Raw genomic sequence first — 25,999 nt, forward strand, 5'->3', positions numbered from 1 at the left:
TACATATCAATCAGGCTGGTCTCATTTCGTTCAGCTTCATCGCTAGATGCAGCTGCAGCACATCATCGCCATGATCCATGCTGATCCCCAGCAATTCACACACCCGCTCCACACGATAGGAAACGGTATTATAATGGGTAAAAAGCTCCGCCGACGTCTTTTTCACATTACGATTATGCTTAAAGTATACCTTCAACGTTTCAAACAGCTGGGAATTATGCTTCGCATCATAGGCAAGCAAGGGCAGAATGAATCGATCGCGGTACTCCTGAACCTCCTCTGTATCAGGCAGATGGTATAAAAGCTGAAACACGCCTAGCTTCATATAGTCCACATAAGGTTCACGGTAATCGCAAATGGAGCTGATATGATGAATCTTTTTGGCATCGTTATAGCTTTCGTACACCTTCTCCGCAGCTTCGGTTCGATTACCGACACAGAGAGAATAGCTCTCAGCAGGAAAAACCACCTTCATATCAGCGAGAATGGCTTCCAGCGCCACATTCCGAATCCCATGCATTTCTTCTGCGAAAAGAAGGACCAGCTCTCCCTCCAGTATGGTTGCCTGAAGCCCCACACATCTGGATTTGGTTCTCAATCTTTTAATCGCCTGCTGCATGGTCCTGATGCTAGGTTTGACGTTCAAAAATCGCACTAACGCGACATGCCGCGTTTGATCATCATCAAGCGGATGCCCGCACGCTTCCGCTCGCAGCCTCAAATCCTCAATAGTCACAATTCGGCCTGTAACCCAGTCCTGCAGAAACTGATCAACATACTTCAGCTCTACTTCCCGCCTGGCGTTGGCGTTAATCATCTCGAGTCCTACCAAAACACCTACGCGGTCAATCGTCAGTCGATCGACAACCGAGTGCTCCTGATTCCATTCCAGCAGAACCAGCAAACATTTGTCGTATTGCTTGTCATTAACGGCTGATACATATACACGAATTCGGCGCTCGCCCAATGTTATGAAACTCACACCGAGGCTGCTCTCCTCCCGCAGACTGGACCACAGTATCGGATTATCTGCCTCCACAATCTCCTCTGCCTGGGGAGATAAGAACAGATGATTGGAGTCATCAAGCAATACAATGGGATTGTTCAATATGCCATCCAGCGTTTGCAAAAATTCCTCTAAACCTTTCCCATACAGGAGCTGTTGAGAAAGCTTTTGAAAACGGCTTTGCAGCAGCGAAAGCTCTCTTGCCTCCTGTACAAGGACCCGCTCCATAATATCCCGGACAACATCCGAAAATACGGTCGCGGCCGGAAGCTCGAAGATCGGAAAGCCCAATTGGTCAGCCAGCTCGAGTGCACGGGCAGGAATATGATCGATGAATCGTTTGGTTTTGATCCCCAGCGCCGATACACCTTTCTCCACCAGCTGCGGTATGATGTCCGCAATAGCTTCCGGCTGATCACGAAATGGAAATCCACTGGTAATCAGAAACTCCCCCGGGCGTACCCAATCGATCACATCGGGCACTTCCATCACGTTGACACGGTTAATCATTCGCTGCATGCCACTCGCTCCAGCCAAGACGACAGCTTCCTTAAAGTCGGGGATCAACAAAACATCACTGCACGTGAATCCTGCCTTCTTGTGATCTGCCATCTCCTATCCCGCCTGACTATTTCAATTTGGTGGAAAAGACATCTTCCACTAATGTCGTATTAAAAAAGGAGTTAACCGGAGCATTTTCTTCAACCGGCAAAAAAATACTGATCTGCTCTGTCGGCTGTACATCATCATTGGCTACCGAATGAATAACGCCTGCCGGTACATGGAAGGTATCTCCTGCCTGGTAGCTCTTCCATTCTCCATTGCACAGCAGTTTCACTTTACCTACCGTGATGTGAATGATTTCGGCTACATCATGATAGTGAGGCAGTACCTGACCGCCGACTCCAATCTTTTCCCACAAAACAGAGCTGGCACGAAACCCCATCTGATCCGCCTGTTCCGCTGACACAATCTCGCGGTGATACAGGTGGATATGATTCGGCATTAATCCCCATTGCATGTCTTCTCCAGTGATAACCTCAGTTTTCTTGGCTGTAATCATCGTGTCATTCCTCCATTTGTTTTTTTATGGATGTATCCCGTCTAATCCCTGCGTTTAAAAACGACAGCCACCGGCCCGCCGCCTGCCGGCCCTTGATGTTCGGCTCCACCAGACACATAGATCATTGGATCACCACACACCGAAGCAAGCACACCTCCGACGACCGCTCTCGCATGTCTCGTATGGTTGATATCTGAATCATCCAGCATCGTATGTCGGTGACCCCGGATGAACCCGGTGGGATCAGCCTCTGCCTTAGCCATCACCTGCACCATTTCAGCATCTGCATGAACATCCAGCAGGCGCTTGAGTGCAGGAGCGTCAATCGAATCTTTCATTACAGCATGGTCGATAAAATACGGACCTTCCGCAAAGTCGGAATTGCCGAAGACGATCACCTCACAATACGCCAGCTCGCTGCCTGCCGACGTGGAGGCTACACTGCTGAACAGATGCCATGAATTGCAGATGTCCGTATTTTGAAGTCCAGCTCGTTCCACCTCGCCAAGAGCAACTGCCGCACCAAGTGCGGAGGCTCCTCGTGAATATCCCATGGATTTGTAGGTATCTTCTGTCACGGTGGTTTGAGATCTGCTCAAGGCATCATGCACGCCCTCGGACGTTAACAGCGGACACTTGATTTGCACAAAATGTACATCTGCTGAAGATTCGATGCCAGCTTCCGCTATGGCTCGCTGAACGGCCGCAGCCACTTCGTCCACTTGAGCCAGCCTTCCAATCTCCTCGGGAAGGAAATCCCGTGTTTTTGCGACGCCAATGGCCAGCGATTTCTGATCTTGTCTCTGACCATCTCGGTTGTAAGCACCCTTGCGGCTAATCACTGTAAAATGAGGGCTCAATATGCCCTCGGTTCCTCCTGACATGACATAGGATATCGTAGAGGTTGATTCTTTTCGGTATTCGCCAAAAAATTGCTTTAAGGCCAGCACAGCATAACCACGCGTAAAATCGTTCACGCAGCCATTGCCCTCGGTTTTGCCTAAGACTGCAACCACATCTTGAGGATCAATGACTCCCTCTTGGATCGCTCTCTCTATCGCAGCCGTATCGTTAGGCGAACGGCTTGGAATACGGTTCACAGTGCATCTCATCATAGGTCATCCGTCCTTTGCCAGAATATAATTCTTCTCTCAAGTAAGCTGATGGCCCAAAAGAGAACCAGTCCGCATAGTGCGGATGCAATAATTGCGGAGAACATTACAGGTGTATCCATATGGTATGAAGATACCAGGACGACATAGCCGAGCCCTTTGTTAGCGCCGACAAATTCACCGACAATGGCACCCACGATCGCCAGCGAGGTCGAGATTTTCAATGCAGAAAACACATAAGGCAAACTTGCAGGCAGCCGTAATTTCCAGAAAATCTCCGACTTGGTGCCTTTATATGTGGAGAACAGCTCCCATGTTTCGTGCTCAATGGCTTTCAGACCCTTTACGCTGTTGACCAAAATCGGGAAGAAACAGATTAGCATGGAGGCTACGACCTTGGAGGAATATCCCGTCCCCATCCAAACCACCAGAAGCGGAGCCAGAGCCACAAGCGGGGTCGTTTTGAGTGCAATCGCCAGTGGGAATACTCCCTTTTCAATCGGCTTGGAGTGCACGAAGATCACAGCGGTAATCAATCCCAGGACATTGGCAAGCACGAAGCCCGCCAAAGCCTCCAGCAGCGTGACCAGCATATGTGACCATAAGGAGCTGTCCATCACCGATAAGATGCCTGTGGGAGATGGGAGCAAATAAAGGGGGATGTCGAAAAGGCGTACAATGAGTTCCCATAAGATAAGAAAGGCAATGGCGAATACGACAGGATACATGGCATCTTTGATCTTGGTTTTCATAGGTGTTTGACCCGCTTTCTTAACTCATTGACAGTCTGGTGGAAGGCCGGAAGTTCATCCATGCCAATCTCCCTCGGTGAAGGCAGCGGAACCGATATAATTTCCTCCACGCCGGCAGGCCTTGGTGACATCATGATCACGCGGTTGGATAGCAGCACGGATTCCTGAATCGAGTGGGTAACCATAACAACTGTACTTAGGCTCGTTTCGGGACTCTCCCATAAACGCAGCAGCTCGAAATTCAGCTTTTCTCTCGTAAATTCATCAAGCGCCCCAAAGGGCTCATCCATAAGCAGTACTGTCGGATCTGCAGCGAGTGCCCTTGCAATCGCAATCCGCTGCTGCATGCCCCCGCTCAGCTGATGCGGAAAATGATTCATGAAATCCTGAAGTCCAACCAACCGCAGCGAGGATTCTGCTTTTTCCTTGATCTCTTTTTTGGTGAATTTCTTCTCTCCAATCGTGAGAGGCAGGGATATATTTTGGATTGCGGTTAGCCAGGGCATCAATACAGGTTTCTGAAACACCATGCCGAGCGAGAGATCTTTCGATGGATAAATGATCTCTCCTCCTGCATTGGGTTGAAGCAGGTCGAGCATTAACCTGAGCAGCGTCGACTTCCCGCAGCCGCTTGGGCCGAGAATCGAAACAAACTCATTTTTATAAATATCAATCGACACATTATTCAATACGTTGACGTCACCAAAGGATAAGGAGCAATTTTTCAACGTAACCGCGATGTCGCTTTTGGAAGAAATGGTTGTCTGTTGTTCATGCAGCCCCGAAGCTTCTTTCTCCAGACCACTGGTCGTTGTTAGCATAAAATCACACCCTATTCGATAAATTCGTTTGAAAAGACGTCTTCAAGGTCTTGCTTTTTCTTCAAGAATTCCAGATCGATCAAGTTCTGCTGCAGCACGTCCCATGCCTCTGATTCCATTTTGCCGAGTGGAAGATTTTCCGGCTCCAGCAAAGGAATGCTTGCGTTCATCATGCTCACCTCGTGATCAATGGTCAATTTATCCCCGTATTTCAAGCCAAATTCGGCAGCCTCTTCCGGGTTCTCAATAGCGTAGCTCCAGCCCTTCATGGAAGCCTGTACGAAGCTTTTCACCATTTCGGGATCACGCTTGATGATGTCCTCTGTCGTAAACAACGTATCTGCATAAAAGTTAATATCATAATCGTTTGGCTCAATGATATTGACTTCATTCCCCTGCTCCTGTACGGCGAGAACCTCATTGATGACATAACCTGGCCATGCCTTTACCTGTCCACTGAGCAATGGGCTGAGATCATATTTTGCTGGCATTTCCTCCACCTTGGTTCCATCTATGCCCGCATTCTTCACCATTGCTCGGTAAGTCAGCTCTTCATTCCCTCCAAGCTTCACACCGATCTTCTGGCCGACCAGATCCTCCATTTTCGTGATCCCTGAATCCTTGAGACTAAACAACACAAATGGCGTTTTTCTGTAAATGGCGGACAGCGCCTTCACGGGAACCCCTTTCTCCCTGGCCATCAGTATTTGATCTGCGCCAGTCACCCCGAATTGCTCCGCACCTGATGCAATCATCTGTACGGAAGGAAAATCAGCGCCGCCGGGTCTGATCTCAACATCCAATCCCGCTTCTTTGTAAAATCCCTTTTCTACGGCGGTATAGAAGCCGGCAAACTGTGCTTGATGAACCCATTTTAGACGCAGAACCACTTTTTTCAGTTCACCGGATTCTCCATCTCCTGAAGCTGAACTGGGCACATCGTTCGACCCGCAAGCTGTTAGTGCGAGCAAACAAACCGACATTACGATAAGCAGTGACTTTCTGGACCATCTCCACATATGATTTCCTCCCATGCTGTTGTTTTTCTAATGCTGTATCGGTGTTGCTTAAAAGGCAGCTAGCGCCTTTAAAACCTCGCTGGAGTTACTGACGCTGCCGAACACGCCTCCCTGCATTTTGACCATCTGGAGTGCTGCATGATGATTATCAGGGTCGGTTGCTCCCGTGCAGTCTTCCAGAATCAGACATTCATATCCTCTGTCGTTGGCTTCCCGCATGGTTGTATGCACACAAACATCCGTTGTGATTCCCGTCAAAATCAGATGAGTGATGCCTTTATTCTTCAGGATCAGATCCAGGTCTGTGGCATAAAAACTGCCTTTACCCGGCTTATCAATGATCGATTCACCTTCAATGGGAGCAAGCTCCTCTATAATCTGCCAGCCCGGTTCACCTCGAACCAAAATGCGTCCTGCCGGTCCGGAAGAACCGATCTCTGCCCCGATCTGTTTGCTGCGCCAACGTTTGTTTGCTGGCAGATCGGATAGGTCCGATTTATGTCCCTCTCTCGTATGAATGACGTGAAAACCATCTATCTCCCTGACCCGATGCAAGAGCTTTTGAATAGGCTCAATGGGTTTGGCCGTCATGGACAAGTCATATCCCATCTGTTCCACATACCCGCCTTTTCCGCAAAAATCGATTTGCATATCAATAATGACTAATGCCGTTTTACCGGGATCGATGCTCCCGTCGTAAGGCCAACGGTAAGGTGCTGCTGTAATTTGCATAGATATTCTCCTTTCAGAACAGAGACTGAGATCCCTGTGTTGATTAATTTAGATGTAATATAACCTTACTTATTCCTTCATTTATTCTTCTTGTGTCATATTATATTACGAACATTTCTGGATGTCTTTGTAGTTTTCCATAAAAAAGCTTCATTATTTTTTGTTGTTTTTCACAATCATTCATTCTTTGTGTTATAAATTATTACATAATGAATCACTCCATGGCCTAAAGAGCAACAAAAAAAGTCGCTGATTCAGCGACTCTCAATTGTATGCGTTGGTATGATGAACACCTATCTATGACCTCATATAGGATTCATAAGGTTTACTGTGCAGTTATGTAGCCACGCCCTGGTTCAGGATCATACTGTATTCGATAAAGTCGAACCGTTCCACGCGATACAGATCATAGAACGTCTCCCCGGCATTGATGGACCCGTATAATTCATCATGCGAATCATTGGCCAGTTTTACATAGGGCAGTTTTTGTGCAGCTTTGCTCGACCGGATATTTTGTTTGCGAATCTTCAAAAATACCGTTTCTATGGCATGTTCGAGAAAAAGCTCACTCAAAAAGACGGATTTCGCCCGTTGGCTGTATCCATTACCGAAGTAAGGCGCTCCAATCCATGTGGCCAGAAACCCTGTTTGATTTACGATATGATATAAATCAATGGTTCCAATCGGCAGGCCCGCTTCGTTTAGAATTGTACGGGAAATCGCGGTTTTCTGTTCTTCCTCATCCATCAACTGTTTGGTCAGGAATACATATTCCTCAGGTGATTGACATCGGTAACGAACATAAGGTGACACTGAGGGGTCGTTCAATAAGCTGTACAGTGCGTGGCATTCATGCAAATCGCGTTTTTTTAACATTCTGTCTACCACCTAGTCCTTTTAGTTCGCTGTATAAGCAAATTAAGTATATAAAAGGTATTGTGGAGTTTAATGAATTCTGTATGTGGCTTATGTAAAATTCATTCGGCAATATGATATTTGTGGTTTGAATGATACCGAACGAGTATTGCATAAAAAAAAGGCATGTCCTTTCTTATGAGAGGACATGCCTTTAATACGATGAAACGCATGATTGGATTACTGCATACCCTGCATAATGGCATTAATAATGCCTTGCTGGGTAACCGTGTTGTTTGAGCGGTTAAACAAAGCAAAACCATGCTGACCGTTATGTCCATTGTCCCAATACACCGGCACGGCCCCGTACTTCTTGGCAGTTGCCGTTACCGCCTTGGCATAAGCTTGACGATAAACGTTATTGGTGGAGTCATACGCCGTTTTATCAATGGAACCAAATTCACCAATAACAACCGGATAGCCCTGCGTTACAAACTTATCGTACATCGATTTGAACTGTGCATTCAGATAGTCTTCCTGACCCCAGGTTGATTTCTTCGAAGGATTTGTTGCCGCTGCGCCCCACTGCGTGATATTTCCGTTCTCCTCACCAGCAAAATCCCACGGAGAGTAGTAATGTGCAGAGATCATAATTCTCTTCTGAGAGCTTGGGATTGCCGAGGATCTGAAATGATCTGTTGGAAGAGCAAAACCATAATTGCCCACCGTATAGTCAATATTGGTGTTCCAGCCTGGAATCAGTAACCATCTGGCGTTGTTGTTGCCCCCAGTCTGCCGGACCGTGTCCACAAAGATTTGATTATAGGCATTCAAGTTAGCATAGTATGCCGCATTCGGATTGCCGTAATTTCCGTCGAACACTTCGTTCATCGATTCAAAAATAAGACGCTCATTATAATTGCTGAACTTGGTAGCAATCTGCTGCCACACCTTTTGGTATTTCTCCTTAATTGCAGCCTGATTGCTGCCATTCACAAGAAGCCATCCGCCAGGGATGGAATTATAGCCATCTCCATGGATGTTAATGACGACATATAAACCTTCATTATACGCATAATCAACGACGGTTTCGACTCGATTCAACCACGCTGCGTTAATGCTGTAATTGGGAGCGCTTCCAATATGATTCAAATAGGATACAGGAATGCGAATGGTCTTGAAGCCTGCCGCCTTTACCTTTTTAATCAACTCTGGAGTAACAACAGGATTGCCCCAGGCCGTTTCACTAGGGACGCCATTCACTGTTGCTTCAAGCTGATTCCCCAGATTCCATCCTGCACCCATCTCCGATACAATCTGTGAAGCGTTCAATGATCTGAAATCCGCTGCCGACGCTTTAGTACTCCACCCGGTCAATGCCGCAGCCGCAAACAATACAAGTGCCAAACTGCAAACACCATATTTCTTCATTTTTTTGAGCATAACCAAACCTCCGCTTATTTTTCATTTTTTACAAGCAGTGCCGTTACTCTCTTTATACCAATTGAATGAATCGAGAAAGATGTCCCTCCCTTCTATATCGATCAGACAAATGAAATGGTTGCCTAACATCAACAGAATAACACAAAAATGGAAAATAAAGAACAATATTCACTATGGAATCTTCGACGAAAAAATCTATACCAATCTCGGATATACTCACTTCATATGAAGCAAACTCTGGCTGAAGAGCTGATTATAGAGATCATCCAGTTTGTCCCCTACAATTTCCCACCCGCCTTCGTGTATACATGCCCATGACTCATAAAAATCCGATCATGTTTCCTTCAATCAAGAAAAGCCGCCACACGAGCGACTTTCATTGGTAGTTCGTAAACAATTTAGGATTAAAAATCTGTTCCTTTTCTGTGAATTATCCGAAATTCAGATTTTGATCAGTCCATCCGAATACCAGGCACTTGGGATCATCTCACGCTCCAGTTCCAGAAGATCTTTGGTGATCTGGTCCGCGTCACCGATGGAACTGACAAGCGGATCTGTCAACATCGCTCTTCTTAGCTTCTCGTAGCTCTGCTCCACAACGGCTTCTGCCGTAAGTTCATGGGTATCGAGTACAAGCTCCTGCATCCCTCGAATTCCTCTCGGCATCTCACCGACATGAACCGGCTTCGCTCCCTCCATGCTTACATCACATAACAGCTCCAGGAACGAATCATCATTCATATTTGTCACTGCCCCATTGTTGAGCGTATTCACGAAGAAGCGCTTCCCCAGATTGCCCACCATATTTTCAATAATGTCTGTTGCATGATCCGGGCCGAAGGTACTCATATAATCGGCAATGGGAATGTCTCCTGTAAGGAAACCATCCACCTGGTTCCACATCTCGTCGTGACGCTGATAACGGTCCTCTGTCTCCCAGATCGATAATGGCGGGATACGATCTGGAGATTTGCCATGGCCTTGCCAATAACGGACATACTCCTTCGTATGTGCAGTGCATGTAGGAATATATCCAAAAATATCGTACAACTCATACGTAATGGCGTCGTTATGGAGAGCTTTGGCACCTTGGTCACCACCGTTGTTCTCCTCACCGGCCGATTTCCGCATAGCCTCCGCAATCATCGGCATGACGTCCTTGCCTTCGTACTCCGCTTTTAGAAGCCACGTAAAATGATTGACCCCGGCAATGCGGAAATCAAACTTCCGATCGATTTCCTCGGTGAACTCTTTTCTGTCGCCGATGATGCCTGCTCGCACAGCATAATAAGCCTTCTTGTGAGGCATATGATGACTGTCACAGAGCGCAAACGATTTCAGCTTCGGTGCATAACGGTGCAGTGCTATACCGTGGACGGTAGACGGATTGATATAGTTAATCACCCAAGCATCGGGACACAGCTCTTCTATGTCTTTGGCGCATTCCATAATGATCGGCAATTCCCGCATCGCACGAAAAACCCCTCCTGGCCCGATTGTATCCCCCGAGCACATACGAATGCCATATTTCAACGATACCTCGCAATCCATCCCCCGATATTTCACCGATTGCTCTGCGAAGCTGAGTACAACGAAGTCGGCCCCCGGCAGCACTTGTCTGCGGTCTGTCGAGCCCTCAATCTTCAGGGATACATGGTTCTCCCGAGCAACCATCTCCGCAAGTTTCATCATTTTTGCCAGCCGCTCTTCGTCCGTATCGACCAGAGCAAGCGTGCCCTGGTTCAAGTAAGGGGAATGAACCATCTGCCATATGGACTGACGACCAAAGAATAGACTCCCTGCTCCAATAACGACAACCTTAGGCTGCGGCATATTTGTCTCGTTCATGAATAACCCTCCTCATGTGATATAAGTTCATTATAGAAGAGTGGCTGATAATCGGAATGTGCAATAGTTTTCAATACATGTCATATCGTACGATATTTAACAACGCGGAAAACCTTTGATATAATGAATTAATTTTATAGATGTCAGGTGGTAAAGGTGGATGAGGAAATCGGATGAGTGAAAACAGATTGAATATGAGCATCCTTAATGAACTTTCGGAATATATCCATCTCCGGTTGAGCTCCTACCTGGAACAAACTCACGATCATGACTGGACAGAACACAAATCGCATCCTGATTACGATCTTTGGTTCATTCAGGAGGGCTCCGTCAAGATGATGATCGATGGGTTCGAATATACGGCAGTCCCGGGAGATGTCATATTCTTTTATCCGGATATGCCTTATATCGCCTCGTCGTCCGAGAACGTTTGCCGATTCATATACATCCATTTCGATTTTGGCATCGGGGAGCAGCAGCGAATTCTGGGCGGTTTTCAACTTCCGGGAATTGTGCCGGGCAAGCTGATTCAGGAGGAAACCAAGCTATTCACCAGGGCGTTTCGTCGATTGAAACAGGAGAACGGCACGTCAGGGAACCAGCTTTACTTAAAGGCCTCTCTTCTCGCCGTAATTGCAAAGATTCTCGAGCTTCACGGTCAGGGCGCCTACGTGGGTCAATTCCTGAACGGCAAGAAACCGAGAAAATCTGAAGGTAGCCTGGAAGTATTACAAGACGTATTTCAATATGTCGATGCGAACCTGCACCGTCCGATCCGAATGAACGATCTCGCAGCAATGACTGGAATCTCGGAGAAGTATTTTATTTCCTATTTCAAGAAAACCGTCGGGATCACCCCGGGTCAGTACATTTCACAGATCAAAATGAATCGCGCCAGGGACTATCTCTACGAGAAAAAGTATACAATCCAACAAATCGCCGGCTTCCTGGGCTATCCGGATCCGTTTACCTTCTCGAAAGCTTTCAAAAAATACTATAACGTGCCTCCATCCAAATTTGAGTGATTGGGTTCCATTGATGTAGTGTGAGGGAAAAACGCAAAAAAAGCCGCCTCATGGCGGCTTCTTATCCTAGTTCTGCTGAAGATTGGTTGCTAATCGTTCTGTCCCTACCCTATTTATTCTTCATAGACTACAACGGTTCTGCTTTGCTCTTCCCATAGGACCGTTGCCCTCAACGCCTCACTTACAAAACGAACAGGCACATAAGTACTCCCTTTGGTGATGGTGGCTGGTGCATCCAATGATACGTTTTGACCATTAACCGTTGCGGTCTTACTGTCAACCACAAGTTTAATGCTTACTCCATCCTTACTGACAGTTATGGAGCGTTCTTCAGGGTTCCAGGTGACTTCGGCGTTCAAAGTCTCGGCAATGGCGCGAAAAGGAACGAATGTGTTACCTTTTTTAATGAACGGTTCGGCATCTGTCCCTTCACCATTCACATACAATTTCACTCCATTCTTTTTACCCGCCTTTTCATTCAGTTTCCCCAGTGTTTTGTACAGATCGAGATTTTTGAAATTAGATTTTATCGCTTCTTCCTGCAAATACACAGCATCCGTCACACTACCATTATTCTCAAGCATCTCTGCAGCGGTTTCCAATGCCTTATCCTCTTCGATGATGGCTTCCAGTTCTTTTTTCTGTTCGTCTGTCAATTCAGCTGCATATTTTGTGAGCAAAATATCAGCCAAAACAGTACCTGCCGGCTTGTCTTTTACATTTTGAATGGCTTTTAACAACCCTTTGTATCCTTTGGGTCCTTTTTTACCAGGTTCGGATGAATCGGTTGCAGGGCTCTCTGTATTCTCTGCCTCTGATACTGAAGGCTCCTTCACTTCATCTTCTTCCGGCTTGGCCGTTTCAGAAGGATCCATTTCTTCGGTCTGTTTCTCCTCCACTTGCCGCTCCTTGTCCTTAGGTGCTTTTGATGATACTTCTTTACTTGGTTTTCCGGGTGGAGTGTTTCCCGGTTTGGCTAAGACTGTGCCTGCAGTGGTGCCTAACATTAGCGCTAGACTTGTTAACAAGATGACCGTTTTTTTCATCGATGATTCCTCCTGAAGTAAAAATATATGCACCTTCATTATCGGCAGAATGCATACGTTTCGATAGGGAGTTTACAACACCATCAGTGAGAAAAATACTCTTTTAACTCGATTAGATCATCGATAACGATATCAGCCTGTGAAAGCTCATCACTTTTGGCAAAATCAAAATTACATCCGACCGCTACTAAACCGTTGTCTTTGGCAGCATGAATATCCGATAGGCGGTCCCCTATTACGGCTCCATTCGAAATTCCATATTTGACGATAATCTGCTGTACAAGATCAGATTTATTCAACGATTGAATTTGCTGAATGCTAAACGTCTCCGTAACCCAATGATCCAAGCGATAATACTCAACAATGGCTCTGAGATATTCAGTCAAACCATTACTTGCTATGTAAATGGAGAAATCTCTATTTTTAAAGTAGGTGAATATTTCTTTTACGTTAGGGTATAGAGCCCCCTTACCATTTCTTATGTTATGTATTAATCTTTCCAGGAAATACGCGTCCGTTAATTCTCTCACCTCTGCAGAATGCTGGGGTAATAGCGTTTCCCATACCTTGGGCAGCGGCACCCCCATAATTTCTCGATATTGATCAATTGGTGTAGAAGTAAACCATTCATGTCGTGCTCTTAAATGATTAAACGTATCTTCAAGTGATAATTCTAAAATTTTATCTGTTTGAAACAACGTTCCATCCATATCAAATATAAGTGATTGTGACATAGCTGCATCTCCCTTGATTAAGTTAATAATATATTATTATACATTTATTAGGTTCTTACGGGTGTAATAATTAAAATGGTAGATGGATCGGTATGTTGGCGCTGATGAGAGAATCCTTGTGACTGAAATGATCTCTCTTCATAACTATTGAAAAAGAGCAGTTTGCCCATTGGCAAGCTGCTCTTTTAATTCCCAACAGATATATCCCTCTACTCTTCATTTGGCACAGTCTAAAGCCGTCCTGAAGTTAGTTCAGTGTCACTCTTTCGTAAAACTTACTTATGCGGGGAAAGAGTCGAAATGCGTTGCCGTAAGCAATCGCCTTCATGTTATCTTCGCTAATTTGCATAGCTTCATGAAGTACCGACTCCCGCTGCATGCGAAGCACGCTGTCTGTTGGCCAGGGAATATCCGCACCGAACAGAATCCGATCCGGCCCAATTAACTTTTGGATTGTGCCGAGGTTCAGCGTGGAATCATAGTAGAGATGGTCCAGTTTGGCCATTTCGGCTTCGAATAGTTCCGGCGTTGCTTCCACTTGGATGGAATCCTGCCCTATGGCAGCAAGGGCAATCCTCCATTTGATATATGGAACCATGCCTCCTGTATGAGGAAGAATAAACCGAATTGAAGGGTATTGGTCGAAAATGTGATGAACCGCCATCGTAGTGACAGCACGCGTCGTATCAAAGGTGCCTTCAAGCAGCGCAGGACTCAGTCCGGCAATTTTCTGGGGAATGAGAATCGGGTGCAGAAACACAACCGCACTACGTCTATCCAACTCGCTCAGCAGTTCAGCGTAATCTGGATGACTTAAATATTTACCTTGATAGCTAGAGAGCATTGCAACTCCATCCAGTCCAAGGATATCTAGCGCATATATAGTTTCTTCCAGGGCAGCTTCAGCATCCGGGAGCGGCAGCGTAGCGAATGCACCATACTTTTCTGGATACTGCTGAGCATACGAAGCAAGTTCTTCATTCATCTTCCGCGCAAGCGTATTGGCAGATGGCTGGTCAATGAATGTCAGATCTGACGGGGCCGAAAGAAACGAAAACGAAATGTCGGCTACACCCATTTTCTCAAGTCCAATCTCAGGCGTCCACTTCGGCATAAAACTTGGAATCTCCATGCCAAGCTCCTTCTGCTTTCTTTGCATTTCTCTAGAAATGATATGATGATGCACATCAATAACGGGATTAAACATAGATGATCAGCTCCTTTTATTTGTTTTCAAGCCATTGGTTTAGCTGGTTTTGCTTTTCTTCCAATATTTTGTCAACGCCTGCACTCTTTAATTTTTCGATATACGCTGGCAATTCTGCCGGGTCAAACGTTCCTGTCTGAAATCCAGCGTCATACTGATTCTGGACATTGGTTACCGATGTAATTTGCGTTTTGACCGGATTGATATCGAAGCTGAATCCCATCGCCCTTGATTTTACGGCACTTTCATTTTCACTCTTTAACACCTCCCACATATCCGGGTCATTCCCTTCCCAGATATAGGATAGAAAATTGTTGCCAACTGCGTACTGATTGGAATCATAGCCTGTTGAGCTCACACCGTCCGGCTTGGCAATGAGGCCATCGCTCTGTTTAACATAATGCTTGCCCTCGATGCCATTCGTGAACAAATTAATGACTGCTTCGTCCGAGTAGAACAGTTCCAAAACCTGAATGGCCTTGTCCGGCTTCTCACTGTTTCTCGCCAAAGACATCATGTTGGAAGCTACGCTGTTTCGCGTCATATACGAATCCTCCAGGGGAACACATGCAAGCTCTGTCCCTGCCGCCAGTGATTCCGAGTAACACTCATTGATATTCCGGATATAGGAGAAGGCTTTGCCCGCCTTGATCAGGTTGGATCCCGTTTCCTGGGATGTTGCAACATCTTTGCTGAAATAACCTTTCTCGTACCATTCACGCATCAGATCGGCCATCGTTGAGAAGCGTTCGGTAGCAAAGAGATTCTGTACGGTGTAATCCGTTCCATTGAAATCCAGTACGCCAGGCGCTGTTCCCAAAGGATCGAAATTCAGCATAGCCTGTCCAGGAGTTTCCTGAGAGGTATAACTAACAATTGGTGTGACTCCCGGCTCTTTATCCTTGATACGCTGCAGCACACCCGAGATATCACTCCATGTCTTAATGGACGCTAGGTCGATACCATGCTTATCAGCCAGCTCCTTGCTCATCACAAAACTTGGAGATAGTGCCCAGGCTTTGATGCTTGGAACGCCATAGGTTTCACCATTCATTCTTCCGGCTTCCACCGCTTCTCCCGGAATGGCTTCCAGAATCTTTTGGCCGAATTCGTTCAAATGTTCGTCCATAGGCAGCAGCTGCCCCCTGCTGATCTGAGATTCCAGACCGAACCAGACACTGGTATACACCAGATCCAGTTTGTCGCTGCCAGCCAGCATCAAGTTCATCTGATTCGCATAATTGGAGCCATTTACAGGCAGGAGCTTAACCGTAGCACCTACTTTCTCAGCTGTAATTTCACTAATGGCATCCTGGACCTCCTTGACATCCGTCACGTCACCAAAAGCCGGATACGTCATGACCACTTCGTACAAGCCGGTTTCTGCATCATTTCCGCGTACCGATTCCTCCTCGCTGCTCGAATTTCCGCATGCTGTTAGTAAAACACCAAACAAGGAAACCACCAGCGTGAAACCTACGAACCTTCTTTGTTTATACATCTTTCTTCACTCCCCCATGTTTGCTATTGGAAAAACCTATTGGATGCCGAGCTCTGTTAGCCTTTTACAGCACCAATGGTCAACCCTTTAACGAAGAACTTCTGGAAAAACGGATAGGCTGCAATAAGCGGCAGTACACCGATGACGGCAATAGCCATTCTCACGCTTGCAAGAGGTACGGATGAAGCGACAGCCGTCTTGCCGGACAAACTGTTCTGCTGTAAATACTGAACATCGGACAACATGCGGTTAAGCAGGTTCTGAATACTGTACAGGCTTCCGTCATTGATGAAGATCAGACCGTTAAACCAATCGTTCCAGTACGAAATCATGAGCATCAGACCAATCGTAGCCAGACTGGGAAGCGCAAGCGGGAGAACAATTTTGTAATAAATGACCCATTCACTCGCGCCATCCACGTAAGCCGACTCCACAATTTCACCGGGAATTGACGTGGAGAAGAAGCTGCGCATCAATAAAATGTAGAAGCCATTAGTCAGTAGATTCGGGATGATCAAGGACCAGATGGTGTCTTTCAAATGGAAGAGGTCCGTATACACCAGGTACATGGGCACGAGCCCGCCATTGAAAAGCAGGGTGAAAAATACAAAGAAGGACAGGAACGAACGAAACGGAAGCACATTTCTCGATAATGGATAAGCGATGAGGGTTGTAATCAGAAGGCCAAGAAGGGTTCCCACCATCGTGATGAACGTGGTAATTCCGTACGAGCGCAGAATCAATGAATACTGATTGAACAAGTACACATAAGCGTCGAAACTGAATTGATCTGGAATTAAGCTATATCCATTTCTAATGATGGTTTGTTCCTCGGTAAGTGAAGCGGATATAAGGAGCAGGAACGGAAATGCTGCTGCAATTGCCATCGTGATGAGCACGAAGTGAACCGTTATTTGATAAACTCGATTTGAATACAAGTTGACCACCCCCTTTTACTAAAACAGCGCCAGATCCTTGTCTTTTCGGCGAACGAACGCATTGGTCGTCAAGACTAATACAAAACCGACGATGGACTGATACAGTCCAGCTGCAGATGACATCCCGAAGTCCCCGAAAGTCATCAATCCGCGGTAAACATAAGTGTCAATGACATCCGTAGTGGTTTGCAGTGCACCTGAATTCAACGGGACCTGATAGAACAGTCCAAAATCGGAATTGAAGATGCGTCCAACCGAAAGGAGAACCAGAATAACCATTGTGGGTTTAATCAGAGGAAGGGTGATGCTCCAAACTTGTCTCCACTTGGAAGCTCCGTCCAACGTAGCCGATTCGTAATACTCCTGGCTGATGCCTACGATGGAGGCCAGATAGACGATGCAGGTATAACCAACATTTTTCCACAGGTACACGACACTTAATATGTAGGGCCATTTCCCTGCGTCTGCATACCACGACACCGAATCGATCCCCAGCCAAGGAAGTACGTAATGGTTGACGAACCCATTCTCCTCATTTAGCAAGGCTAGTACCAAATAAGCGACTATAACCATAGAGATGAGGTAAGGGAGTAAAATAATGCTCTGATACAAGCGGGAGACGAATCTTTTTCTTACTTCGTTTAGCAACACTGCTACAGCGATTGAGAGTATCGTTCCAAGCACGATAAACGCGCCATTGTACAATAACGTGTTTCGGGTAATCACCCAGGCATCCTGCGTTTGGAACAAGTAGGCGAAGTTATCAAAACCTACCCAGTCACTTCCCCATATCCCCTTTGCGAAATTAACATTTTTAAACGCAATGATAATGCCAAACATCGGCAAGTAGTTGTTGATGAACAGATAGATGATGCCTGGTAAGATCATGACCAATAGCAACCAATGCCTTTTTATGTTTTGAATGCGGTATGCAAAGGTACTACGACGCATGCCCTTCTCCCCCTTTTCCACGTAACGATACTTGGTGTCGTAAAACAAATATATCCCTCCTTTTCTTCTTAGTGTAAGTTTATCTAACGTTATTTTCTTCTTACAAGAATAATACGCTGTAAACACCCCCTAGTCATTGGTGTAATCGTCTAAAAAATTCAACGCATCTTGGACTGATACACCAAAAGGAAATCTCTATTCCGGCATCCGTGTCAACAATTATTACGTAATAACACAACATGTCTAGTTTTTCATACATCCTCTTCCACAAACCAAAAAGCAGCGCATCAAGGACGCGCTGCTTCTTACTCCTAGCAAAAAATAGTTATGAATGGATTTCTGCCATCTGCCTGCTGGTCGGGAACGCACGGCCTCCAACAAGCACACCACCCGAGAATACCGCTTCTCGTGGAGGTGCCGCTGCCAGGGCATGCATTGCATTCAAAGCATGTACTAGGGAGAAATCGCCACGATCACCCACTTTTGGAGTTAACGGCGCATTGGAAATAAGCTTGTATGTCTCAAGCAGCCAGTGGTCTTCTACCCAACCGGAGGCTTCAGCGAGACGTGATCCACGTGAGAGCATATCGCCATTGCCGAATGGACTCCACGAATCCAGAATATTATCTGAACCGACATGTACAGCTACTCCCGCTTCCAGCAATAGTTTAATGGGCGGCATAGGTCTATCGATAGGTGCACTTGTCATAATGGATACGCCATTCGCACACAGCTTTTCTGCCAATGAACGAACCTCTGCTTCACTAACCTGACCCAAACAATAGGCGTGGCTCACTGAAGTGCGGCCGGACATGCCTGCTTGTTCCGTTAAATCAGCGAAGCGATCGATCGTGTATGTTCCGAGGTGATCCGGGTCGTGCAGATGTAAGTCGATTCCCGCAGCAAATTCTGCCCCCAGCTCAAACATCGCTTCCAGGCTGGCGTCCACTCGGCGGTCCAGCCCGGCCGGATCGACACCACCTACATAGTCGGCTCCAGCCCGGAGTGCTTGCCGCATGACAGCTACAGACTCGGATCGAAGTAGTCCTTGTTGAGGAAACGCAACGATCTCCATATCCATGCGGCCGCTATATAATTCGCGAACTTCCAATATCTCCTCAAGATGCGAGAGGCCGATTTGCGGATCAACGTCAACGTGCGTTCGGATCTTGGCCGTACCTTGGGCCAGCATTAAATCGAGTAACCGTTTAGCACGTTCTCCTGCTCCGGTCGGAAGTTCTCCCAGCATGCGTTTCTCGAATTCCAATTGGCCAGGCAGGGTGACAAAGGGCTGCAGTGTCTTCCACGGCTCGCCAAGAAAATGTTTGTCCAGGTGGATATGCATATCTGCCATAGGCGGAACGTAATGTAAACCTTCCGCTTCGAAGACATTTGCCTCTTGATGGTTGGTACCTCCAGATGCAACCTCTGCATCAGTTGAGGCTGTTTCAATGCTGATGATCGTTCCTGTCATTCGATTAATCGTTAGATTGAACAGATCATCTGCCCATTTGACATTTTTAACGATGGTTAACTGTTTCTCCATAGCTTCATCCCCTTCACTCATGTCCCAATGTATCCATAGCTTGTGAATTCCGCAGCCATTCTATTGCTTTTGAACCCTATCGCCCACCTGCACACCCGATTTCCAAACGATTCGCTTTTCCGGCTTATCCAGCAGTACATCCCTTTCGGATCGTTCCTGGAATAACACCATATCTGCCGGAGCGCCTACCTTCATTCCATAATTCTTAATACCCAATGCCTGAGCTGCGTTATACGTCAGCATCCTGATCAACGCAAGGGCATCCCGTTCCCCGCCCATATACGAAGTTACTGCAAGAAGCCAGGCGACCTCTAACGGATCCGCTTTGCCAAACGGTGTAAATGCGTTGCGGACATTGTTGACGCCAATTGCTACATTCACACTGCATTCCTGCAGCAATTTCACAGGCGTCAAGCCTCTGCGCTGCCCTTCCGCATCTCCCCGGCCATTCAAAAACAGGTCGGTCATCGGCAGCGTAATAACGGTGATCCCTGCACGATGCAGAAGTTCCGCGATATCCATGGCTTCATGCTCAGGCAGAGAACCGAGCGAGGTTACATGTCCGGCAGATACCTGTCCCTGCATTCCTGTGATAAGTGTCCTTCTGGCTATGTCCGCAATGGCACGGTCCTTGGGATTGTCCGAAAAATCCGTATGAAAATCCAGCGGTTTTCCGTATTTTTCTGCCAGACCAAATGCAAAATCCAAGTGATCTTCCAGGCATTCATCCTGATAAGTGATTCCTCCGACGACGTCAGCCCCCATACGCAGCGCTTCCTCCATTAACTCTTCTGTCCCAGGACTTCTGAATACGCCTTCTTGGGGAAAGGCAACCACCTGCAGATCCAGTTGATCTCTTAGAGATTGTTTCAGATGGAGAGCCGACTCCATAGCCTTGAGACCCAGAATCGGATCAACCTCGGCATGGCAGCGCATATGGGTAACGCCGTTGCGGACAGCTTGACGAATGACAGCAAGCGAGCGCTCGTTCATGTCCTCGTCTGTAAAAGAACTTTTCAGTTTAGCCGTTATCTGAATTGCGTCTTGGAGAGAATCTGCATCCCGATCCATAACATCCAGTAAATAGGCTTTTTCCAGGTGAATATGCGGCTCGACCAAGCCGGGCAGCAGTAAGCCTCCTTTGGCTTGAATGACATTCATCGCTTCCGATATCCCTTCACCGGATGGTGAGATAAATGCAATTTTACCTGAGGATACCCCCACATCCATTCGCCTTCCATCCTTGGATAACACGGTATCAGTAATAAGCAAATCAACCATGACAGCCCTCCAATCATGTACGCTTTTATTACACGTTAAAAACAATTCAAGCATATTCCACGCTGCAGGGGGAAGTCATTGGATGATAAAGATAAAAATAATTTGGATTATTGGACGAACAAGCCAAAGATATTTACTCGGAAGGATCGTAATGTTATATTACTTAACAATAGTTTAACTTGTTCCAGAAAGGGATGGGTCGATGTGCTGCTGATAGATTTGCTCAATAACGGCATTTACGATGATGCCAGAGTGATTACTGGGCACAAGGGTCTTACGCGCGAGGTTCAAACCGTTAACATTATGGACTGTCCAGATATCATACGGTTTTTGAGGCCAAACGAACTCTTGCTGACCAACGGTTATTTCATGAAACAGCAACCTGAAGTGTTCATTCACCTGATCAGGGACATGCAGCGGCTTCGCTGCTCCGGTTTGGCCATCAAAACCAAGCGTTTTGAACTTCCGATCCCTGATGAAATATTACATGAAGCCGACCGTATCGAATTTCCTATCATTGAAATTTCCGATGTATGTCTATCCCTTGGTGAGATTTTGCAACGATCGACCAGTGTTATTCTGAACAATAAGAGCGACGAACTCCAATATGCACTTAGCATTCACAAAAAATTCTCCGAAATGATCATGCGAGGCAAAGGAATTTCCGGCATTGTCCAGTCCTTGTCCAAACTGCTCTCATCCCCAGTCATCCTGTTAAACAACAAATGGAAAACCATTGCTGCCACCAATCAAAATGCAATTATTACTGAGCTTACTTCAGCTGCAGTTAGTGCACTTCACGGATTGTCCGACACCTCCAGCCCGACTTCATTGTGCTTAATCAACTCATCCCTGCGGGAACGCAGCTGCATGCTCGTATATCCGGTAAAAACGTATCGTCACGAAGGCTATTTGTTATCTTTTCATACGCCGGATCAATGGACTGGTCTGTACGGTTTAACGCTTGAACAAGCCTCCAACGTCATTGGAATGGAGCTAACCAAATCCCAAGCAGTCAAGGAACGTTCCCGCAGGCACAAAAACGAGTTTTTTTCCGATTTGATCGAGGGGTATATTACTTTCGAGCAGGAAGCGCTGAACCGCGGCAAGAAATACGGGCTTAGAAAGGGGTATTCTTGTGTCGTGCTGGCTATTCGAAATGATGAGGCGGCGGCCCTAAAGGGTGACAATTTGACCGAACAAGAGGAGCAATATGAGCACATTAAACGTCATTTTGGTGCGTTGGAGCATTCGTTCACCATGTTTACCAAACATGACACCTACTGCATTCTGCTATCCATCCCGGAGTCAGGCTGGGACGAGGCGAAGCTCACCGAGCATCTCACGGGAATGCTTAAACACCTCCATCAGGAGAATGGAATGTGCATGTCGGTTGGCATCGGCAAACCTGCAATGAATGTGCTCGGCGTTCGCCATTCTTACACAGAAGCAGTCAATGCGCTGCAATTCGGCTATCGATTTAAACGCAAACAATTTGTCCAATCCTACCAAGCCAAGGATATCGGATATTTATTCCATATGCTTCCCCACGACGAGCTAAAACAATTTTACGAATCGACTCTAGATGGATTACTGCAAATTGCCGATGAATCCGAAAGAAAAGAGCTGCTCCGTACCCTGAACGCATTTTACGAAACACAATGCCAGCTTGTCGAAACATCCAAACAGCTCTTCGTGCATCGGAATACAGTGGTGTACAGATTGGAAAAGTGTGAACGACTCCTGGATGTTAAACTCAAAGATCCTGCTGAAAGTCTACGAATTCGTATAGCGCTAGCGATCGAACCTTTATTGCTGCAAAAAGTTTAAGAGACACATCTTCATGAAGGTTCTTGTTTCGTCAAACTTCCTATGCGATGATCCGGCTGTTCTACCGGTATCTCAATAAAAAAACAGCCGTTCTCAGGATTTCTGTGATCGGCTGCAGATTATTTTTTTATGAAAGCTATCATCTACATGTAACGATATACTCATCTCCGAAGCCCAAAAACAGAAGCTGCCGTAAGAAGGAGACAGATTGCTAACAGCCATGCCCATGAGTCAAAAGTAAACATTTGAAGAAGCTCCCATACGTTTGAAGGGCCAGAATGAGGTCCATCACACTTCTCCCCAAAATATATCTGTTTCATAATCAAAAAGAACAGTACCCTCCCGTTTATTTCGATCAAATATGTTCTGAAGCTCAGTCATCATCGGAGTATAATTGGGATGCCCGGGCACAGGAGTATAGGAAGATGATTGCAATCTGCCTTTCAAGCCCTCAAAGTCGAACTGTTGACTCATTTGAAAGTTCGCTTTCTGCATCGTGCCTTCCTTGAAAAAGGATTGAAGCACAGACTCAGAAATGTTTTTATGATTCACTTTTTCATAGTCGGTCCCGTACGCATGCAGCAGCTGATCGTATTCTACACGAAAGGAGTTACCGCTAGTAAGACGGGAATTCCAGATTAATACCACTTTACCTCCGGGCTGTAAAATCCGCCTAAACTCGGTCTGTGCTGCCAAGCGGTCAAACCAGTGAAACGCCTGTGCGCACACAATAAATTCCACCGAACGATCAGGTAACCCCGTAGATTCTGCAGAGCCTGATATCGTCTGAAAGTTCGGTTCATTCTCCAACATCTGCTCGGCGGCTGCCCGCATGGCCTGATTCGGCTCGACGGCTATAACATAGCTTCCACGTTCCAGAAGCAATTTCGAGAAAATTCCTGTACCTGAACCAACATCTGCGATCTTACTGTTCGAATGCAAACCAACGGAGTTGTATAGATAATCAATGGCCTCTTTTGGATAACTCGGGCGGTAGTTCGTATAGGAATCAACCCGGTTTGAAAACCGTTCTTCATTTTTCATCTGTCATCAGGTCTCCTTTGAATTAGACTATCCAAAACAAAACACCATTTCACTACTTTCTCTCTTTATTTCAGAAAACCTTCCTGTTTATTCCATTATTTGTCCCATAAAAAATAACAGACCCCTGGCACCCTGTGCTCGTGATCTGTTATCTCTACTCAACTCATTTGATGTGGACTGCGTTTACTTTAAATGGATCTTGAAAACATCTCCAGCTTCACCACCAAAAACGATAAAGCCGGCTTTGGGAAGCTCGATGGATTGTTGATCGGTAGCAACCGAAAAGTGAACCACTTCGCCCTTCTCATTATATACAGCGTAACCGCCACCTTCCGGCGAGTCTACCATCAATGATTTGTTCGCAGAACGGGAATCGATAGCATACCAGCGGGCTTGACCGCTTGCCGGTATAGTGGCCTTACCTGTCTTACCGCCAAAGATCGGTGTAATCGCATCCTCTGCAATATATTCCTGTCCGTCCTGAATCAAAATCTCTGCATTATTCTTGGTGTAAAATTGCAGATCGAATGCGTCTCTACCGTTCATCACGGGAATCTCTGCGACATTCACTGCATGGTCTGAATCTACAATTTGAGTGCCGTTTGCATAACCGATCTCCGTATCCACGCTCAGATTTTTGATTAGCATCGAAGGAAGCAGATAAAAAATCGATGTGATTTTTTCATCTAACGCATAATATTTGGTGCCGTTGCGATCTGCCCATTTCTTTCCTGTGGCTGTGTTCAAAGGATTGGGATCCAACTTTTGATAATCATACGTGTTCATCACCGTTTGACCTAGACCCGGCAATGAAATCACTGCCTGAACCTTAACATACACTTTCCCATTTTGTTCCTTCACGAAACTGGCCTTCACACTTCCATCCGTACTTGTGAATTGCCCCTCTCCAGTGTAGACATACTTCTGCTCTGGAATAATTCCGCCCTGCAAGGCTGGCAGTGTGATTTCGTCGTTTTTGACCTGAATATCCAGGGTTGTACCTACTGTACCATATAGACCCGAATAGGCATTGAGCTCCGTAGGCATGTTTACTTTTACGGGCGGGGAGAAGGTCTGGTCTTCCTTGATTTCATCAATGACACCCTGATCCTCCAATACCTCCAGCAGTACGTTGCTCGCAAACATCTGATTGTAGATGGAGGACCCACCTGATGACAGAACAGCCATTGAAATATCATGCTCAGGTATGGTAATTAGTGATGCATGATACATCATGGTGTCTCCGCCTTTGGAAAGTGCAGTAATGCCATAATCGCTAAACGGGGCAAGATCCACAGCATCCCATCCCAGGCCGTAATTGAATGTATTCCGCTCATCTGAGACCCATATTCCTTGTCGATATTCATGATTTTGCATGGACTTGACCGAGGATTCGGACAATATGTCTGGTCTGTTACCCATCAATACTTCAGCGAATTCGGTCAATTCCTCGGATGTGGAGTATATTCCACCTGTACCGAGAATGTTCGCATTTTCAACTGGCATTTTGGTTTCAATCGTGGGCCAGTACGCTTCAGATAATTGATCTCTATCGAATGAATCCTGCGGTGTTTTGGTTGATTCCAGCTGTAACGGATTGCTGATAAACTTGGCGACATAATCGCTGTAGCTTAAACCACTCACGCGTTCAACCAGGATCTCAAGCAATTGAAAGCCGTCGTTACAATAAACGGAATATGAACCAGGTTTTGATTTTAACTTTTCGGTTTTGAGTTTGAGCAATAGTTCATCGTGGTTGCGCATGTCATTATCGTCAAACAGCATACTGTTCCCGTAATGTGAACCGTAGAGACCCGATGAATGATTCATCAGCATCCGCGGGGTAATTTGCGTGTACCGGGCATCTGCCATCTCAAAGTCCTGAATATAGGTAGTAAGAGGCTCATCCAGATTTACTTTCCCGGAATCCACCAGCATCATGGTGGCAGCGGTGACAACCATTTTGCTCACCGAGCCAATGCCGTACATGCTTTCCTTGGAGATTCGTGTCTGGGATGCTTTATCGTGAAAGCCAGTGCTGCCCGACAGTATGATTTCCCCTTGATCCCTAATGGCATATTGCAGACTTGTGACTCCATAATTTTGCACCAGTTTTGCTGCCATTTCTTCTGCCTGCTTTTCAATTGAAATGCTCTTATTTGCCTCTGCCCTGACGTCTGTCATCGGAGTGATTACCAGCACCGCTGTAAATAACACACTAAACAGTTTCTTCATCCTCAGCTTC

General features: G+C 46.3%; 22 protein-coding genes. 2 read left to right on the forward strand and 20 right to left on the reverse strand.

All coding sequences use genetic code 11. The features are described 5' to 3' along the window. Positions 1–10: 10 nt before the first annotated feature. The 10 genes from F4V51_RS16855 to F4V51_RS16900 all read right to left on the reverse strand — a co-directional run bounded on the left by F4V51_RS16855 (position 11) and on the right by F4V51_RS16900 (position 10,651). Entirely contained in the window at positions 11–1,618 is a 1,608-nt protein-coding gene (locus F4V51_RS16855) for a PucR family transcriptional regulator (RefSeq protein WP_153978925.1), read from the reverse strand. A 16-nt stretch (positions 1,619–1,634) separates the two neighbouring features. Then, positions 1,635–2,069: a cupin domain-containing protein gene (locus tag F4V51_RS16860; RefSeq protein ID WP_153978926.1), complete on the reverse strand. Its 435-nt coding sequence runs from the start codon at positions 2,067–2,069 to the stop codon at positions 1,635–1,637. A gap of 41 nt (positions 2,070–2,110) precedes the next feature. Continuing rightward, positions 2,111–3,184, reverse strand: coding sequence for a cyanuric acid amidohydrolase (locus tag F4V51_RS16865; RefSeq protein ID WP_153978927.1), 1,074 nt, complete (start codon positions 3,182–3,184; stop codon positions 2,111–2,113). After that, entirely contained in the window at positions 3,181–3,933 is a 753-nt protein-coding gene (locus F4V51_RS16870; RefSeq protein WP_153978928.1) for an ABC transporter permease, read from the reverse strand. The genes F4V51_RS16865 and F4V51_RS16870 overlap by 4 nt, the downstream gene beginning before the upstream one ends. After that, positions 3,930–4,754 carry an ABC transporter ATP-binding protein gene (locus F4V51_RS16875; protein WP_153978929.1) on the reverse strand — a complete coding sequence of 275 codons (825 nt, stop codon included), beginning with the start codon at positions 4,752–4,754 and terminating at the stop codon, positions 3,930–3,932. Before F4V51_RS16875 ends, F4V51_RS16870 begins: the two co-directional genes overlap by 4 nt. 11 nt (positions 4,755–4,765) lie before the next feature. Then, a complete protein-coding gene (locus F4V51_RS16880; protein WP_153978930.1) occupies positions 4,766–5,773 on the reverse strand; it encodes an ABC transporter substrate-binding protein in 1,008 nt (335 codons plus the stop codon). 48 nt (positions 5,774–5,821) lie between these two features. Beyond that, the gene (locus tag F4V51_RS16885; protein ID WP_193722734.1) at positions 5,822–6,505 is read right to left on the reverse strand and encodes a biuret amidohydrolase; all 684 of its coding nucleotides are present in this window, start codon (positions 6,503–6,505) and stop codon (positions 5,822–5,824) included. Between the two features lie 336 nt (positions 6,506–6,841). Continuing rightward, a complete protein-coding gene (locus F4V51_RS16890; protein ID WP_153978932.1) occupies positions 6,842–7,381 on the reverse strand; it encodes a GNAT family N-acetyltransferase in 540 nt (179 codons plus the stop codon). Positions 7,382–7,600: 219 nt separating this feature from the next. After that, positions 7,601–8,803 carry a glycoside hydrolase family 5 protein gene (locus F4V51_RS16895; RefSeq protein WP_153978933.1) on the reverse strand — a complete coding sequence of 401 codons (1,203 nt, stop codon included), beginning with the start codon at positions 8,801–8,803 and terminating at the stop codon, positions 7,601–7,603. Between the two features lie 441 nt (positions 8,804–9,244). Beyond that, positions 9,245–10,651, reverse strand: a complete 1,407-nt coding sequence (locus F4V51_RS16900) for a family 4 glycosyl hydrolase (RefSeq protein WP_153978934.1) — start codon at positions 10,649–10,651, stop codon at positions 9,245–9,247. A gap of 173 nt (positions 10,652–10,824) precedes the next feature. On the opposite strand from F4V51_RS16900, the gene F4V51_RS16905 reads away from it, so the two are divergent. After that, on the forward strand, positions 10,825–11,676 hold the full coding sequence (locus tag F4V51_RS16905) for an AraC family transcriptional regulator (protein ID WP_153978935.1): 852 nt from the start codon (positions 10,825–10,827) through the stop codon (positions 11,674–11,676). 113 nt (positions 11,677–11,789) lie between these two features. On the opposite strand, the gene F4V51_RS16910 is transcribed toward F4V51_RS16905, so the two are convergent. The 8 genes from F4V51_RS16910 to F4V51_RS16945 form a co-directional block, all read right to left on the reverse strand. After that, positions 11,790–12,722 (reverse strand): copper amine oxidase N-terminal domain-containing protein, encoded by a 933-nt coding sequence (locus F4V51_RS16910; protein ID WP_153978936.1) that lies wholly within the window; start codon positions 12,720–12,722, stop codon positions 11,790–11,792. 83 nt (positions 12,723–12,805) lie between these two features. Continuing rightward, complete coding sequence (locus F4V51_RS16915) at positions 12,806–13,456, reverse strand: HAD hydrolase-like protein (RefSeq protein WP_153978937.1); 651 nt, start codon at positions 13,454–13,456, stop codon at positions 12,806–12,808. A 247-nt stretch (positions 13,457–13,703) separates the two neighbouring features. Continuing rightward, the gene (locus F4V51_RS16920; RefSeq protein WP_153978938.1) at positions 13,704–14,663 is read right to left on the reverse strand and encodes an amidohydrolase family protein; all 960 of its coding nucleotides are present in this window, start codon (positions 14,661–14,663) and stop codon (positions 13,704–13,706) included. A 16-nt stretch (positions 14,664–14,679) separates the two neighbouring features. Continuing rightward, positions 14,680–16,164, reverse strand: a complete 1,485-nt coding sequence (locus F4V51_RS16925; RefSeq protein ID WP_153978939.1) for an ABC transporter substrate-binding protein — start codon at positions 16,162–16,164, stop codon at positions 14,680–14,682. Positions 16,165–16,220: 56 nt separating this feature from the next. Beyond that, positions 16,221–17,111 (reverse strand): carbohydrate ABC transporter permease, encoded by an 891-nt coding sequence (locus tag F4V51_RS16930; protein WP_416226480.1) that lies wholly within the window; start codon positions 17,109–17,111, stop codon positions 16,221–16,223. A gap of 9 nt (positions 17,112–17,120) precedes the next feature. Next, complete coding sequence (locus F4V51_RS16935; RefSeq protein ID WP_153980740.1) at positions 17,121–18,053, reverse strand: ABC transporter permease; 933 nt, start codon at positions 18,051–18,053, stop codon at positions 17,121–17,123. Positions 18,054–18,378: 325 nt separating this feature from the next. Further along, positions 18,379–19,599 carry an amidohydrolase family protein gene (locus F4V51_RS16940; RefSeq protein ID WP_153978940.1) on the reverse strand — a complete coding sequence of 407 codons (1,221 nt, stop codon included), beginning with the start codon at positions 19,597–19,599 and terminating at the stop codon, positions 18,379–18,381. A gap of 60 nt (positions 19,600–19,659) precedes the next feature. Beyond that, positions 19,660–20,880 (reverse strand): amidohydrolase family protein, encoded by a 1,221-nt coding sequence (locus tag F4V51_RS16945; protein WP_153978941.1) that lies wholly within the window; start codon positions 20,878–20,880, stop codon positions 19,660–19,662. Between the two features lie 204 nt (positions 20,881–21,084). Here F4V51_RS16945 and F4V51_RS16950 point away from each other — a divergent pair, with 204 nt between their 5' ends. Then, a complete protein-coding gene (locus F4V51_RS16950) occupies positions 21,085–22,710 on the forward strand; it encodes a PucR family transcriptional regulator (RefSeq protein ID WP_153978942.1) in 1,626 nt (541 codons plus the stop codon). 288 nt (positions 22,711–22,998) lie between these two features. Here the strand turns inward: F4V51_RS16950 and F4V51_RS16955 are convergent, their stop codons facing one another. After that, a complete protein-coding gene (locus tag F4V51_RS16955; RefSeq protein WP_153978943.1) occupies positions 22,999–23,754 on the reverse strand; it encodes a class I SAM-dependent methyltransferase in 756 nt (251 codons plus the stop codon). A 183-nt stretch (positions 23,755–23,937) separates the two neighbouring features. Then, positions 23,938–25,989, reverse strand: a complete 2,052-nt coding sequence (locus F4V51_RS16960; RefSeq protein WP_153978944.1) for a serine hydrolase domain-containing protein — start codon at positions 25,987–25,989, stop codon at positions 23,938–23,940. Positions 25,990–25,999: the final 10 nt, after the last annotated feature.

Source organism: Paenibacillus xylanilyticus (genome assembly GCF_009664365.1).
Classification (GTDB): Bacteria; Bacillota; Bacilli; order Paenibacillales; family Paenibacillaceae; genus Paenibacillus; species Paenibacillus xylanilyticus_A.